Below are 15131 nucleotides of genomic sequence, written 5' to 3'. Positions count from 1 at the left end.
CCGGGGGCAGTCTAGGAATCGCCCCTTCTTGCGGCCATCGTCCAAACCGACGAAAGTGGCCGGCCGCCGCCGCGCGGCTTTTGTCACTCCGCGCCACGCGCACCGCCTCGTTCCATGTCCGCCCCGCCGCCTTCCGTGCCCGTCCAGCCCGCCAAGCTCAGCCCACCCGCACCGCCAGCGGCGCAGGTGCTGCGGCAGGCCATCGCTCGGCAGGTGCACGAGGCGGCCCGCGCCCGGCTGCTGCTGGTGCGCGCGCCGGCCGGCTTCGGCAAGACCACGGCCATGCGCCAGATGCGCGACCGCTTCGAGGCCGAGGGCATCGCCACCGCCTGGCTCACGCTGGACGGCGCCGACAACGACGTGCCGCGCTTCCTGCAGGGCCTGGCCGCCGCGGTGCAGGCCCTGGGCATCGAGCCCGCACCGGGCAGCGGCCGGGGCGACCCCATCGCCGCGCTGGGCCATGACGCGCTGCCCTTCGCGCTTTTCCTCGACGACTTCGAGGTGCTGCAGTCGCCCGCCGTCATCGGCCTGGTGCGGCAACTGCTCGACGGCCTGCCACGCCAAGCCCAGCTGGTGATCGGCTCGCGCAGCCTGCCCGACCTGGGCCTGGGCCGGCTGCGGGCGCGCGGCCAGTTGCTGGAGATCGACGCCGCCCTGCTGCGCTTCTCGCCCGCCGAGGCGGAGGAATTCTTCCGCCTGCGAGGCGAGGCGCTGCCGCGCGACACGCTGGAGCGGCTGCTCGCCAAGACCGAGGGCTGGGCCGGCGCGCTGTGGCTGGCCTCGCTGGCGCTGCAACGCCACGGCGCCGAAGGCTGCGACTTCGTCGAGCGCTTCTCGGGCTCCGACCGCGCGGTGGCCGACTACCTGGCCGAGGACGTGCTGGCCCAGCAGAGCGAGGAGGTGCGCGACTTCCTGCTGCGCACCAGCGTGCTGCGCGTGCTCGACGCACAGGTGTGCGCGGCCGTGGCGCCGCGCGCCGATTGCACGGCGATGCTCGCGCAGCTGGAGGCGGGCCACCTCTTCCTCGCGCCGCTGGCCAGCGATGCGCGCAGCTACCGCTACCACAGCCTGTTCGCCGACTTCCTGCGCGCCCAGCTGGCGCGCGAGCGGCCCGGCGACGTGGCGCGGCTGCACCTGGCGGCCTCGGGCTGGTACGAAGCCCAGGGCCGGCCGGTGCCCGCCATCGACCATGCCATCGAAGGCGGCGACCATCCGCATGCGCTGACCCTGCTGGCACGCCATGCCGAGCGCTTCCTGGAGGAAGGGCGCATGCGCCTGCTGGACCGCTGGTTCGCCGCGCTGCCGCCCGAGCAGCTGGCCGGCCAACCGCTGCTGCAGATGGTGGCCACCTGGGCCGAATGCTTCACCCGCGGGCCCTGGCAGGCGCTGCAGCGGCTACGCGCCAGCGGCTGCGAGACCAGCGAGGACGCCGCCGTGCGCGCCCACGTCAACGGCCTGCAGCCGCTGCTGCTGGCCATGATGGACCATCCCGAGGACGCCTACCCCGTCGGCCAGGCCAACCTGCGTCGCCTGCCCACCTGCCGCGCCTTCGCCGACAGCGCGCTGGCCAATGCCATGGCCTACATCGTCTCGGTGATGGGCGAGCAGCACGAGGCCCACCGCCTGCTCGACGCCGCCCGCCGCAGCCAGGCCGGCAGCATCTTCAACCGCATGTACACCGAGGCGATGGAAGGCGTGCTCGATCTGGCCGAAGGTCGGCTGCGCCAGGCCGCCGCGCGCTTTCGCGTGGCGCTAACCGCGACGCCGCGCAGCGCCTCGTACAACCCCACGCAGGGCAATGCCTGGGCCGGCGTGCTGCATGCCGGCGTGCTGTACGAAAGCGACGACCTGGCCGGCGCCGAGCACCTGCTGAGCGTGTACCTGCCGCTGGCCCGCGATGTGGGCTTGCCCGACCATGTGATCGCGGCCTACCGCATGCGGGCACGCATCGCCTTCCTGCAGGGCGATGTGGACAGCGCCTTCCAGCTGCTGACCGAGCTGGAATACCTGGGCCACGACCGCCAGCTGCCGCGCGTGGTGGCCAGCGCCAAGCTGGAGCACGCGCGCCTCCTGATGCTGCAGGGCAACCGCGAGGCCGCCGCCGACATGCTGGAGCGTGCCGACGACGCCGCCGTGTGGGACCGCGTGCGCCGCCTCAACCTGCCGGCCCACCAGGTGGACGACATCGCCATCGGCCGTTGGCGCTGGCAGCTGCGCTTCGGCGATGCGGCAGGCGTGCGGCAGGCGCTGGCACCGGCCATCGCCGAGGCCGACACGCAGGCGCGGCGGCACCGGGCGCTCAAGCTGCGCGTGCTGCTGGCGCTGGCCCATGCGCGTGCCGGTGCAGCGGCCGAGGCGCAGACGACGCTCGCCGCCGTGTTGGCCGAGACCGCACGCGAAGGCTTCGTGCGGCTGCTGCTGGACGAGGGGCCCGCGCTGGCACCGCTGCTGCGCGCCCTGCAGGCCGACCGAGCCCGGCTGGACGAGGCCGGGCCCATCTATGCCGACCATGTGGCACGCCTGGCCGCCGCCTTCGGCGAGGTGCACGAGGACGAGCCGGCGGCCGGCGACGCATCGCCCGCGCCCCTGGCCGAGCCGCTGACCCGCAAGGAGATCCGCGTGCTGGAACTGCTGGCCGCCGGTTACTCCAACGCGGCCATGGCCGAGAAGCTGTTCGTCTCGGACAGCACCGTGCGCACGCACCTGCGCAACATCAACCTCAAGCTCGGCGCCCGCAGCCGCACGCAGGCGGTGGCGCTGGCGCGGCAGGCGGGTGTGGTGCGGTAGGGCGGGCGCCTTGTCGGCCGCAGACCTTTTCAACCGGGAGCCTCGCCCATGACCGATCTTTCCGCATCTGCCCTGCAGACCAGCGTGCATTACGCCGCCGACGGCCCCATCTGCACCATCACCCTCGACCGCCCGCACAAGCGCAATGCCGTCGACGGCGCCACGGCCGAAGCACTGCGCGAGGCCTTCGAACGCTTCGAGACCGACGATGCCCTGCGGGTGGCGGTGCTCACCGGCGCCGGCGGCCACTTCTGCGCTGGCGCCGACCTGGCGGCCGCCACCGACCCGGCCGCGCGCAATGCGCTGGATGTCCGCGGTGAGGGCCCCGGCCCCATGGGCCCCACGCGCATGGCGCTGTCCAAGCCGCTGATCGCCGCCATCGAGGGCTATGCCGTGGCCGGCGGCCTGGAACTGGCCCTGCTGGCCGACCTGCGCGTCGCCGCCGACGACGCCGTGATGGGCGTCTTCTGCCGCCGCTGGGGCGTGCCGCTGATCGACGGCGGCACCGTGCGGCTGCCGCGCCTGATCGGCATGGGCCGGGCGATGGACCTGATCCTCAGCGGCCGGCCCGTGCCCGCCGACGAGGCGCTGGCCATGGGCCTGGTCAACCGCGTCGTGCCGCGCGGCAGCGCCCTGTTCGCCGCCCAGGCCTGGGCGCGCGAGCTGGCGGCCTTTCCGCAGCAATGCATGCGGGCCGACCGTCGCTCCGCCTATGTGCAGTGGGACCTGCCGCTGGACGAGGCACTGCGGCAGGAGGGCGCGAACGGCGTGCCGATGTTCTTTGCCGAGGGTGAGGCGGGCGCTGCGCGCTTTGCGGCGGGGGCGGGGCGGCACGGCCGCTTCGGCGAGATGCCCCGGTGATGACGAGGTACTGACAAAATAGAGACATCGTCCCTACGTTTTCAGGAGCCACCATGCCCAAGGAAGCCGTCTTCACCATGAAACTCGAGCCGGAACTGCGCGACGCCTTCATGGCGGAGGCGCAGGCCAGCGACCGGCCGGCTTCGCAGATCGTCCGGGAACTCATGCGCGACTTCGTCCAGCGTCAGCGAGACGCGAGGGACTACGACGCTTTCCTGCAGGACAAGGTGGCCACGGCCCGCGCACAACGCGCCGCCGGCCAGCACGCCAGCGCCGACGAGGTCGAGGCCCGATTTGTTGAGCGCCGCGCCCGGCTCCAGGCCCGCGCGGACGCAAACAAGCCTTGAAAGTCTTCTGGACCTCGGCCGCAGAGCAGGATCGGGCGGACATCCTGGACTTCATCGGCCGGGACAAGCCCCTGGCCGCCATCGGCATGGACGAGCGTTTCGGCGACGCGGCTGGCCGCCTGTCGGCGCACCCGCTGCTGGGGCGCGCAGGCCGCGTTGCCGGCACGCGCGAACTCGTCGTGCACGAGAGCTACAGGCTGGTCTACGAAGTGCACGACGACGCGGTCTGGATTCTGGCGCTCGTTCACACGGCCCGCCGGTGGCCACCCGCTTGATCGACGCCGGGCGACGCGGCCCTGCGCCGCCCCCTCATCCAACAACGCCGCCGCTGGCGTGAGCATCTCCGACATGGCGCCGCATCACGCGCCGCCCTTGCCACCGAGCATCGCCAGCGGGCCGACGCGGCCTTGGATGCGGCGCGGCGGCTCCTATGATCCGCGCGCGCATTCCCGCTCCCTCTGCATCGCTTTCCACCATGCTCAACGGCCTGTGGCTGTCCTTCTTCCTCGCCGCCGCCGTGGCGGGCTTTTCGCGCTGGCTGGTGGGTGGCGACGCGACGGTCTTCGCCGCCATGGTCGAGGCGCTGTTCGCCATGGCCAGGCTGTCGGTGGAGATCATGCTGCTGCTCTTCGGCACGCTCACGCTGTGGCTGGGCTTTTTGCGCATCGCCGAAGCGGCCGGACTGGTGGCGCTGCTGGCGCGGGCGCTGGGGCCGCTCTTTCGCCGGCTGATGCCCGAGGTGCCCGCGGGCCATCCGGCGCTGGGGCTGATCACCATGAACTTCGCGGCCAACGCGTTGGGCCTGGACAACGCGGCCACGCCCATCGGCCTGAAGGCCATGCGCGAGCTGCAGACGCTCAACCCACGGCCCGATACGGCCAGCAACGCGCAGATCCTCTTTTTGGTGCTCAACGCGTCCTCGCTCACGCTGCTGCCGGTGACCATCTTCATGTACCGCGCGCAGCAGGGCGCGGCCGACCCGACGCTGGTCTTCCTGCCCATCCTGCTGGCAACCAGCGCGTCGACGCTGGTGGGGCTGCTGTCGGTGGCGCTGGCGCAGCGCCTGAAGCTGTGGGACCCGGTGGTGCTGGCCTACCTGCTGCCCGGCGCGGCGCTGGTGGCGGGCTTCATGGCGCTGCTGGCCACGCTGTCGGCGCAGGCGCTGGCGCAGCTCTCGTCGCTGATGGGCAACCTGGTGCTGTTCGGCGTCGTCATCGCCTTCCTCGTGGTCGGCGCGCTCAGGCGGGTGGCGGTGTACGACCGCTTCATCGAGGGCGCCAAGGAAGGCTTCGACGTGGCCAAGGGCCTGCTGCCCTACCTGGTGGCCATGCTCTGCGCCATCGGCGTGCTGCGGGCCTCGGGCGCGCTGGACCTGCTGCTGGACGGCATCCGCTGGTGCGTGGCGCAGACGGGCTGGGACACGCGCTTCGTCGATGCGCTGCCGACCGCGCTGGTCAAGCCCTTCTCGGGCAGTGCGGCGCGGGCGCTGCTGATCGAGACCATGAAGACCCACGGCGTGGACAGCTTCCCCGCCCTGGTGGCCGCCACCATCCAGGGCAGCACCGAGACCACCTTCTACGTGCTGGCGGTGTACTTCGGCGCGGTGGGCATCCAGCGGGCGCGGCACGCGGTGGGCTGTGCGTTGCTGGCCGAGTTGGCCGGTGTCGGCGCCGCGATCGCCGTCTGCTACTGGTTCTTCGGCTGAGGCGCCGGGCCTTCTTCAGGCCCCTTCATCGGCCAGCAACGCGCAACGCCTGACGCCTGCATCTGCACCTGCCCGACCCTGCCACCGCCCCCGGCAAGCGGCCTGCGGGACAATGCCGGCCGACCGCCTCCCGCCACCAGGCCCTCTTCCGTGACCGCACCCCTCCAGGCCCAAGCGCCCGACTTTTCCGCCGCCGAGTTCCGCGCCGCCCTGGGCATGTTCGCCACCGGCGTGACCATCATCACGGCGCGGGCCGCCGATGGACGGTTGGTGGGATTCACGGCCAACTCCTTCAACTCGGTGTCGCTGACGCCGCCGCTGGTGCTGTGGAGCCTGGCGCGCAGCGCGGGTTCGATGCCCGACCTCAGCGCGGGCTCGCACTACGCGGTCAACATCCTGGCCGCCAGCCAGAAGGCGCTGGCCGAGCGCTTCGCCGCACGCGGGGTGGACCGCTGGGAAGGCGTGGACTGGGCACCAGGCGTGGCCGGCGCGCCCGTGCTGGAGGGCTGCGTGGCCAGCTTCGAATGCTTCAACCGCAGCCGCTATGAAGAGGGTGACCACGTCATCTTCGTCGGCGAGGTGGAGCGCTGCGCCCACCGCGCCGGTGTGGCGCCGCTGCTGTTCCACGGCGGGCGCTTCTATACCGAACACCCGCTCTAGGGATGCGCTTCACGGATGTGCGCGCCGATTCGTGAAGCGCATCCCCAGGCGCCGAGGGTCGGACGAAGGCGCCTTTGGAGCGGGCTTCGACAGGCTCAGCCTGAACGGTCCCCGGGGCTCCACAAGCTGCAGTGAAACGCCCGCCGGCGTCCGGGCTGGCATCCGGGCTGGCGTCAGCCGCGCCGGCGCATCGCGGCCAGCAGCCGCTCGGTGCGCGGCCCGTAGGGCGGATGCAGCAGACCGCCCAGCGACCAGCGCGACTGCGCCAGCACCGCCTTCTCGTGCGTGAAGCGCAGGAAGCCGGCCTCGCCATGCGAGGCACCCCAGCCGCTGTCGCCCACGCCGCCGAAGGGCAGGCGGGGATGGGCGATGTGCACCAGCGTGTCATTGACGGTCACGCCGCCGCTGGTGGTCTGCTGCAGCAACACATCGCGCGCCGCGCGGTCCTCGCCGAACCAGTACAGCGCCAGGGGCCGCGGACGGTCGTTGATGAAGCGCACCGCCTGCGGGGCGTCCTCGCAGGCCAGCAGGGGCAGCACCGGCCCGAAGATCTCCTCCTGCATCAGGGCCATGTCGGGCGTGACGCCCAGCACCAGGCGCAGCGCCATCTGCCGCGCGTCGACGCCGTCGGTGCCCAGCACCCGCACGCGGGCGCCGCGCGCAACGGCCTCGGCCACCAGGCGTTCGAGCCGCTCGGCATGGCGGGCATCGATCAGTGCCGTGTAGTCGGGATTGCCGCCCACGGCCGGGAACATGCGCTGCACGGCCCGCTCGAGCGCGTCCGCCAGCGCCGTGTGCATCGCTGCCGGCGCGAGCAGGTAGTCGGGCGCGATGCAGGTCTGCCCCGCGTTGAGCAGCTTGCCGTGGGCGATGCGCGCCGCCGCCTCGTCGATGCGGCAGGACGGGTCGATGACGCAGGGCGACTTGCCGCCCAGCTCCAGCGTGGTGGGCGTGAGGTTGGCGGCCGCGGCCGCGGCCACGTGGCGGCCTACGGCGGTGGAGCCGGTGAAGAAGAGATGGTCGAAGGGCAGTCCGGCGAATTCCGCCGCCAGCGCGGCGTCGCCATTGACGACGCAGAACTCTTCGGCCTCGAAGTGGCGCGCCACCAGCTCGGCCGTGAGCGCCGAGGTGCGGGGCGTGCGCTCGCTGGGCTTGAGCATCACCCGGTTGCCCGCCGCCAGCGCCGAGGCGGCCGGGCCCAGCGACAGCAGCAGGGGATAGTTCCAGGGCGAGAGCACGCCCACCACGCCCAGCGGCTGGCGCTGGATCCAGGCGCGTGCCGGCTGCAGCGTGAGCGGCGTGCGCACCCGCCGCGGGCGCGACCAGGCGCGCAGGTGCCGCAGGGCGTCGGCCACGCCCTCGCGCAGCAGCAGCATGTCGGCGATCTCGGTCAGCGGGGCCGAGCGCACGCCGAAGTCGGCCTGCACCGCCTGGGCGAGCGCCGCGCCATGCTGCTGGAGCAGGCCGCGCATCCGTAGCAGGCGATCGCGGCGCAGCGGGAGCGCCGCCTCCGGCTGGGCGCGGCTCGCAGCGTGCTGGGCGTCGAACAGGGCGTGGAGCGCAGGCGTCATGGCAAGGGAGGGTGTCGAAGAAGGTGCCGCATCATGCCGCGTGCCGGCCGGCCGCGGTGGCCCGCCATGGTCCGCGCCGCCGCGCTCGGAAGCTCCCCCCGGCGGCAGCCGGCGCATGCGCCTGTCAAGCCGCCGGCGCGGTCGCGGCAGCACCGTAGGTGGCCGCGAAACGGGCCTGCAGGTAGGCCTGCGTCGTGACGGGCGCATGCCGCGGCGCCTCGCCCGGCGGCACGCAGCTGGGGATGGCGCTGACCAGCGCCTCCGGATTGGGGTCGAGGAAGAAGGCGATCGAGTAGCGCTCGGCCGCCGGCCGCACGACCCGGTGAGGCGTCGACAGGTAGACGTCGTTGGTCCAGCGCATCAGGCAGTCGCCGATGTTGCAGACGAAGGCGCCGGGCAGCGGCGGCACGTCGATCCATTCGTCGCGGGCACGGCCCTGCACCTGCAGGCCCGAGACGCCGTCAGTGGCCAGCAGGGTGACATTGCCGTAGTCGGTGTGCGCCCCGGCGCCCACGCCTGCGTCGGCCGCCGCGCCGGCGGGATAGTGCAGCAGCCGCAGCGTGGCCAGGGGCTGGTCGATCTTGTCGGCGAAGAAGTCCTCGGGCAGGCCCAGGTCCAGCGCGAAGGCCGCATGCAGCCGCGTGGCGGCGGCGAAGACCGCGTCGAAGTAGGCCTGCACGGGCGCACGCCAGCCGGGCAGGGCGGGCCAGGCATTGGGCGGGCGCGTGGCCTCGTCGGTCCAGATGAGGTTGAAGGCCTCCTTCTGGTCGGCGCCGCGCTTCTCGTCCAGCGCCTCCACGCCCATGCCCACGTAGCCACGGTTGTGGCTGAGCGTGGCATAGGCCAGCGCGGCCTTGTCGGCCACCGGCTGGGCGAAGAACGCGCGGCTGGCGGCGAAGGCGCCGTCGATCACTTCGGCCGGCACGCCGTGGCCGGTGATGGCGAAGAAGCCGATGTCCCGGCAGGCGGCGCCCACCTCGGCCGCCACGCGGCGACGGGCGTAGGCATCGGGCGAGGCGAGGGCGGCGATGTCGATGACGGGGATGGTGGAGGCAGCGGTCATGCGGCGGGCAAAGGCGTTGAGGAGGGTCGGCGGGCAATCGTGACGCGGCGGGCTGCGCGGGCAGGTTGGCGGGCCCTTCTAGCGTTGCAGGCTCAGCCGGTAGCGGAAGGTGTCGGCGCGGTAGACGGCGCTCTCCACATGCACCGGCGTGCCGGTCTGGTCATGCACGACGCGTTCCACCTCCAGCACGGGCGCGCCGGTTTCGAGCTTGAGCAGGCGGGCATCCGCCGCGCGGGCGGTGCCGGCGCCGATCTCCAGGTCGGCGCGCCCGACGGCGACGCCGCCCTCGTGCTCGAACACGTCGATCAGGTCGCGCTGGGAGAAGTCCACCCGCGACAGGCGCTCGCCCAGCGTGGCCAGCAGCCAGGAGTTGTTGACCGACAGCGGCTCGCGCTCCAGGTAGCGCACGGTCTGCAGGTGGTAGACGGTGGTGTTGCCCGACAGGCCCAGCTTCTGGGCCACGGCGGCAGGCGCCCGCACCTCGCGCCAGGCCAGGCGCTTGTTGCTGACCGCGCGCGCCTCGGCGGCCAGCGCCTCGTTCAGGCCCTGCAGGCGATTGAGGCTCTGTGCCGCTTTCGGGTGCGAGACGAATGCACCCTTTCCGTGCAACTTGACGATCAGGCCCTCGGCCTGCAGCGCCCCGAGCGCCTGGCGCACGGTGATGCGGCTGACGTCATGGGCCGCCTGCAGCTCGGATTCGGACGGCAGCTTGTCGCCCGGTTTCAGTCGGGCGTCGAGGATGGATGCGCGCAGTTCATCGCGCAGACGGGCATGCAGCGACTGGGGAATCTCAGCCAAGGCGCGGCCCCTCCGCACGGCTGGCACGCCGCTTGCATCGCTTGTTATAACTTGTCATAACGAGTAGATTCTCGCACCGTCGAGGTGCTCTTCCATCCTTCATCACTGCCGAACGAGGAACGACCATGGCCCGTCCTGCCCGCACCGCCCATTCCCTGAGCTTCACCCGCCGCACCCTGGCTGCCGCCCTGGCGGCGGGCATGGCCCTGGCCGCATTGCCCGTCGCCGCACAGGCCCAGGCTTGGCCGACCAAGCCGGTCACGCTGATCGTACCGTTCGCGGCCGGCGGCGGCGTCGATGCAACGGCCCGCCTCATCAACGCCAAGCTGGGCGAGGTGCTGGGCCAGCCGGTGGTGATCGACAACGTGGCCGGGGCCGCCGGCACCATCGGCACGCAGAAGGCGGCCCGTGCGCCGGCCGACGGCTACACACTGCTGTTCGCCGTGGCCAGCCCGCTCAACGTGGCGCCGCTGGTGGCGCCCTCGGCCGTGCGCTACGACACCTTCAAGGATTTCGCGCCCATCGCCACCGTCGGCTTCTCGCCCTTCGTGCTGGTCGGCAAGCCGCAGCTGCCGGCGCAGAGTGCCGCCGAGCTGATCACGTACGCCAAGGCGCACCCGGGGCAGCTGAATTTCGGCACCGACGGCGTGGGCACCTCGCTGCACGTGACGGCCGAACTGATCAAGCAGCGCGCCGGCATCGACATCGTGCATGTGCCTTACAAGTCGGGCCCGCAGGTGCTGACCGACGTGGCCGGCGGCCAGCTGGACCTGGCGGTGCTGCCGCTGTCGCTGGCGCTGCCCTTCATCAAGGACGGCAAGGTCAAGGGCCTGGGCGTCACGTCCAGCGCCCGTGCGCCCATCGCGCCGCAGGTGCCGGCCCTGGCCGAGACGCCGGCGCTCAAGGGCTTCGAGCTCGACTCCTGGCTGGGCATCCTGGCGCCCGCCAATGTGCCTGCCCCGGTGGCTGCCAAGCTGGCCGATGCCGTGCAGGCCACGATGAAGGACCCGGAGGTGGTGCGCCGCCTGGCCGAGATCGCCGTGCGCCCCGTGGTGACCACCGGCCCGGCCTTCGGCGAGTACCTGAAGAAGGAGCGCCAGACGATTCAGGACGTGGTCACCCGAGCGGGCATCAAGGCAGAGTGAGGCTTCCCCAATGCCGCTGATCGCCCACGCCTGGATCGTCGCGCCGCTGCTGCTGGTGGCCGGCGCGCTGATCGGCGCGACGGGCATCGGCGGCGTGCTGGTGGTGCCGCTGCTGACCACGCTGGGCGGCGTGCCGGCCCCGCAGGCCATCGCGGCCTCGTCGCTGGCCTTCCTGCTGCCGGCGCTGGTAGCGCTCGGCCCCCTGCGGCAGCGGCCCGAACTCGCGCGCCGCTGCGTGCCGCTGCTGGCGGGTGCCCTCGTGGGTGCTGTTGTCGGCGCGCTGGTGGTGCGCTGGCTGCCGGTGCAGGTGCTGCTGGCCGGCGTCACGGCGCTGGTGCTGCTGGCAGGCTGGCGCGGGCTGCGGCCGGCGTCGGCCGGCGTCCACGGAGGCGCGCCGACGCTGGGCACCGGGGCGCTCGCGGCGCTGGGTGGGGCGGTCGGTGCCGGCTCGGCGCTGACGGGCACCGGCGGCCCGGTGCTGCTGCTGCCGCTGCTGATGCTGCTGCGCCAGCCGCTGGTCTTCGCGGTCGCCGCGGCCCAGGCCGTCCAGCTGCCGGTGGCCGTGTCGGCCAGCACCGTCCATGCGCTGGCGGGCCGGCTGGACTGGCGCCTGGCGCTGACGTGCGGCCTGCTGCTGATGGCCGGCAGCCTGCTGGGCCAGCGCGCCGCGCGGCGGCTGCCCATCGCCCAACTGCAACGCGGCGTGGCCGTGCTGCTGCTGGCCACGGGTGGCTGGTTCGCCCTTCTGATCCTGAAGTGACACGTCTTCCTGCGCTCCGCGGTGAGCGCGCCTTTCCGAACACCTTCTCCATGCTGTCCGCTGACCAACTCCGCTCCGCCGGCGATGCCCCGCTCCTGATCGCCCCCGGCCACCTGCTGCAGCCCGATGGCATGAAGCAGGGCCTGGCCGTCGCCGTGCAGAACGGCCGCTTCACGCAGGTCGGCCCGGTCGACGAGGTGCGGGCCGCCCATCCGGGCCTGCCGGTGCACGAGGCCCCGAACCATCTGCTGATGCCGGGCCTCATCGACACCCACACCCACCTCACGCAGGCCTTCGGCAAGTCGCTGGCCTTCGGCGAACCGTCGGAGATCTTCCGCCGCATCTGGGTGCCGATGGAAGGCGTGCTGGACGAACACGCCGCCTACCTGTCGGCCAAGCTGGCCGCGCTGGAGTCGCTGCGCGGCGGCTTCACCACCGTGGTCGATGCCGGCACGCGCTCCGAAGAGGGCCTGGGCGGCGTGGCGCGGGCCGCGCGCGAGGTGGGCATCCGCTGCGTGCTCGGCCTGATCTGCAACGATGCCGGCAACACCGAGGGCGAGGCCGGCGCGCGCCGCATCCTCGACCGGGCGGCGGGCTTCCTGGCGACGCACGAGCACGACCCGCTGGTGCATCCGTCATTGGCCATCTCCATCCCCGAGGCCGCCACCGACCGCATGCTGCACGACGTGGCCGCGCTCACCCGCGAGGCCGGGGCGCGCTTCCAGACCCATGTGAACGAGCACTTGGCCGCCGTCGAGCGCTCGCTGGTCGCGCGCGGCCTGCGCCCGCTGGAGCTCCTGCATGCCGTGGGCGCGCTCAACGAGAGCGCGCTGCTCGCCCATGCCACGCTGCTCACGCCGCGCGAGCTGGGCCTGCTGCGGGACAGCGGCGCCGCCGTGGCCTACAACCCCGTGGCCAGCGCCTGGAAGGGCAATGCCGTGCTCGACGCCGGCCTCCTGCAGATGCTGGGCGTGCCCTTCGGCCTGGGCACCGACGGCACCCGCGCCGACGCGCTGCGGCTGATGGACGCCGCCGAGATGGCCCAGCGCCTGACGCAGGGCATCGCCAAGGGCGACTCCTCCTGCGGCGGCGGCTGGACCTGGCTGGACCATGCCGCGCACGAAGGCGCGCGCGCCGCCGGCCTGGGCCACATCACCGGCCGCATCGCGGCCGGTCACGCGGCCGACTTCCTGCTGCTGGACGTGGACGTGCCCGAGTTCGTGCCCAGCTGGGATCTGGGCTGGGAGCTGGTGCGCTTCGCCAACCGCGACCAGATCGACGCCGTCTTCGTGCAGGGCGCGCTGCGGCTGTGGCAGGGCTGGCCGGTGGACTGGGACGCCCGCGCGCTGATGCGCGAGGTGGCCGCCATCGCGCGGCGCGACGTGGCACGGGCGCCCATCCAGCGGGTGCATGCGACCTCGGACGCGCACCGCGCGCAGGCGCTGCAGCCCCCAGCAGCTTTTAGCCCCGCGGGCTAGGATCGGCGGCTGTTCCCAGAACAACGCCGAGACACACCGCCCGCTGCATGACCGACCGCAAAGACCACCTCGACACCCGTGCCCTCCTGATCCTCGTCGCCTGTTGCGCGTTCTGGGGCCTGCAGCAGATCCTCATCAAGACAACCGTGGCCGAGGTGCCGCCCATGTGGCAGGCCACGCTGCGCATGGTGGGTGCGACGGTGCTGCTGCTCGTGTGGTGCGCGGTGCGCGGCGTGGCGCTGTTCCGGCGCGACGGGACGCTGGCGGCCGGGCTGCTGGCGGGTCTGCTGTTTTCCGGCGAGTTCATCTGCATCTACCTGGGCCTGCAGCTGACCACCGCCTCGCGGCTCACCGTCTTCCTCTACACCTCGCCCTTCTTCGTGGCCCTGCTGCTGCCGCGGCTGGTGCCGGCCGAACGGCTGCGGGGCGTGCAGTGGATCGGCCTGGCCCTGGCCTTCGCGGCCGTGGTGGTGGCCTTCAGCGAAAGCCTGGGCCATGCCCAGCCCGGGCAATTGCGGGGCGACGCGCTGGCCCTGCTGGCGGGCCTGCTGTGGGGGCTGACCACGCTGGTGATCCGCAGCAGCCGGCTGGCCACCGCCAGTGCCGAGAAGACGCTGTTCTATCAACTGGCCGTCACGGCCGTGGTGGTACCGGTGGCCTCGCTGGTGCGCGGCGAGACCTGGGGCCTGGGCTATTCGGCCTACGCCTGGACCTCCATCGCGGCCCAGACCTTCATTGGCGCCTTTGCCAGCTACCTGGCCTGGATGTGGCTGCTGCGGCACTACCCGGCCACCCGCATCTCCCCCTTCACCTTCCTCACGCCGCTGTTCGCGCTGCTCTTCGGCGTGCTGCTGCTGCGCGAGCCGCTGACGGCGCAGCTGGTGGCGGCGTTGGCCGGCGTGTCGGTGGGGCTGGTGCTGCTGAACCGCAGAGGCTGAAGCTCGACGTGCAAACTGAAGAAAGTTTCTTCCATATGCAGGGGCGTCCGAACGGGCAGCCACCACCCCCTTTTCCATGAACAGCTCCCTCGACTTCCAGGCCGTCCTCGACGACATCGTCCACACCCTGCAGCCCGAGGCCGGGCGCGAGGGCAAGGTCGCCAGCTACATCCCCGCGCTGGCCCGCGTGGACGCCCACCGCTTCGGCATCGCGCTGCGCACCTGCGATGGCCACGAGGCCGTGGCAGGCGATGGCGATGTGCCCTTCTCGATCCAGAGCATCTCCAAGCTCTTCTCGCTCACGCTGGCCATGCGGCACATGCCCGAGGCCGCGCTGTGGGCGCGCATCGGGCGCGAGCCTTCGGGCAATCCCTTCAACTCGCTGGTGCAGCTGGAGAGCGAGCAGGGCAAGCCGCGCAACCCTTTCATCAATGCCGGCGCCATCGCCGTGGCCGACCGCATCGTCGAGCTGTACGGCGCCGATGCGCGGGGCACGCTGCGCGGCTTCCTGAGCCACCTCGCGGGCGAGCCGATCGTCTTCGACGAGGAGGTCGCCGCCTCCGAGGCCGCCACCGGCCACCGCAACCTGGCGCTGGCCCATTTCATGAAGAGCTTCGGCAAGCTGGACCATCCGGTGGCCGAGGTGCTGGACCTGTACTTCCACCAGTGCGCGCTGGCCCTGAGTTGCCGCCAGTTGGCCCGCGCCGCCAGCTACCTGGCCCGCGACGGCGCCCATCCTGCCAATGCCGACGAGCAGGTGGTGACCGAGCGGCAGGCGCGTCGCATCAATGCGCTGATGCTCACCTGCGGCACCTACGACGCGGCGGGCGAGTTCGCCTTCCGCATCGGCCTGCCCTGCAAGAGTGGCGTGGGCGGCGGCATCGTGGCCGTGGTGCCCGACCAGCTCACGCTGTGCGTGTGGTCACCCGCGCTCGATGCCACGGGCAACTCGCACCTGGGCATGAAGGCGTTGGAGCTGTTCGTGGCCCGCACCGGGCTGTCCGTTTTCTGAATATGA

General features: G+C 72.4%; 14 protein-coding genes. 11 read left to right on the top strand and 3 right to left on the bottom strand.

Annotated elements, in window-relative coordinates; all coding sequences use genetic code 11:
* Positions 1-114 precede the first annotated feature (114 nt).
* The 6 genes from DFR41_RS04145 to DFR41_RS04120 all read left to right on the top strand — a co-directional run bounded on the left by DFR41_RS04145 (position 115) and on the right by DFR41_RS04120 (position 6360).
* Positions 115-2787, top strand: a complete 2673-nt coding sequence (locus DFR41_RS04145) for a winged helix-turn-helix domain-containing protein (RefSeq protein ID WP_114801783.1) — start codon at positions 115-117, stop codon at positions 2785-2787.
* A 48-nt stretch (positions 2788-2835) separates the two neighbouring features.
* Complete coding sequence (locus DFR41_RS04140) at positions 2836-3648, top strand: crotonase/enoyl-CoA hydratase family protein (RefSeq protein WP_114801782.1); 813 nt, start codon at positions 2836-2838, stop codon at positions 3646-3648.
* A 53-nt stretch (positions 3649-3701) separates the two neighbouring features.
* Entirely contained in the window at positions 3702-3995 is a 294-nt protein-coding gene (locus tag DFR41_RS04135) for an antitoxin of toxin-antitoxin stability system (protein WP_114801781.1), read from the top strand.
* Positions 3992-4270, top strand: coding sequence for a type II toxin-antitoxin system RelE/ParE family toxin (locus tag DFR41_RS04130; protein WP_017758264.1), 279 nt, complete (start codon positions 3992-3994; stop codon positions 4268-4270). Before DFR41_RS04135 ends, DFR41_RS04130 begins: the two co-directional genes overlap by 4 nt.
* A gap of 200 nt (positions 4271-4470) precedes the next feature.
* Positions 4471-5700: a nucleoside recognition domain-containing protein gene (locus DFR41_RS04125; RefSeq protein WP_114801780.1), complete on the top strand. Its 1230-nt coding sequence runs from the start codon at positions 4471-4473 to the stop codon at positions 5698-5700.
* Between the two features lie 150 nt (positions 5701-5850).
* A complete protein-coding gene (locus DFR41_RS04120; RefSeq protein WP_017758556.1) occupies positions 5851-6360 on the top strand; it encodes a flavin reductase family protein in 510 nt (169 codons plus the stop codon).
* 173 nt (positions 6361-6533) lie between these two features.
* On the opposite strand, the gene DFR41_RS04115 is transcribed toward DFR41_RS04120, so the two are convergent.
* The 3 genes from DFR41_RS04115 to DFR41_RS04105 all read right to left on the bottom strand — a co-directional run bounded on the left by DFR41_RS04115 (position 6534) and on the right by DFR41_RS04105 (position 9792).
* Positions 6534-7931 (bottom strand): aldehyde dehydrogenase family protein, encoded by a 1398-nt coding sequence (locus tag DFR41_RS04115; protein WP_114801779.1) that lies wholly within the window; start codon positions 7929-7931, stop codon positions 6534-6536.
* Positions 7932-8055: 124 nt separating this feature from the next.
* Positions 8056-8994, bottom strand: coding sequence for an isopenicillin N synthase family dioxygenase (locus DFR41_RS04110; protein ID WP_017758219.1), 939 nt, complete (start codon positions 8992-8994; stop codon positions 8056-8058).
* A gap of 78 nt (positions 8995-9072) precedes the next feature.
* A complete protein-coding gene (locus DFR41_RS04105; protein WP_147284314.1) occupies positions 9073-9792 on the bottom strand; it encodes a GntR family transcriptional regulator in 720 nt (239 codons plus the stop codon).
* A gap of 125 nt (positions 9793-9917) precedes the next feature.
* Here DFR41_RS04105 and DFR41_RS04100 point away from each other — a divergent pair, with 125 nt between their 5' ends.
* From DFR41_RS04100 to DFR41_RS04080, 5 genes are all read left to right on the top strand, one after another.
* Complete coding sequence (locus DFR41_RS04100) at positions 9918-10937, top strand: Bug family tripartite tricarboxylate transporter substrate binding protein (protein ID WP_244917639.1); 1020 nt, start codon at positions 9918-9920, stop codon at positions 10935-10937.
* A gap of 10 nt (positions 10938-10947) precedes the next feature.
* Complete coding sequence (locus tag DFR41_RS04095; protein ID WP_114801777.1) at positions 10948-11697, top strand: sulfite exporter TauE/SafE family protein; 750 nt, start codon at positions 10948-10950, stop codon at positions 11695-11697.
* Positions 11698-11747: 50 nt separating this feature from the next.
* Positions 11748-13175, top strand: a complete 1428-nt coding sequence (locus DFR41_RS04090; RefSeq protein WP_114801776.1) for an amidohydrolase family protein — start codon at positions 11748-11750, stop codon at positions 13173-13175.
* Between the two features lie 47 nt (positions 13176-13222).
* Positions 13223-14113 carry a DMT family transporter gene (locus tag DFR41_RS04085; RefSeq protein WP_114801775.1) on the top strand — a complete coding sequence of 297 codons (891 nt, stop codon included), beginning with the start codon at positions 13223-13225 and terminating at the stop codon, positions 14111-14113.
* A gap of 76 nt (positions 14114-14189) precedes the next feature.
* Positions 14190-15125: a glutaminase gene (locus DFR41_RS04080; protein WP_114801774.1), complete on the top strand. Its 936-nt coding sequence runs from the start codon at positions 14190-14192 to the stop codon at positions 15123-15125.
* The last annotated feature ends 6 nt before the right edge of the window (positions 15126-15131 follow it).

It is taken from the genome of Pseudacidovorax intermedius (genome assembly GCF_003350475.1).
GTDB lineage: Bacteria > Pseudomonadota > Gammaproteobacteria > Burkholderiales > Burkholderiaceae_C > Xenophilus > Xenophilus intermedius.
The sequence above is the reverse complement of the archived record's forward strand: the minus strand, read 5'-3'. Positions and strand labels throughout refer to the sequence as shown.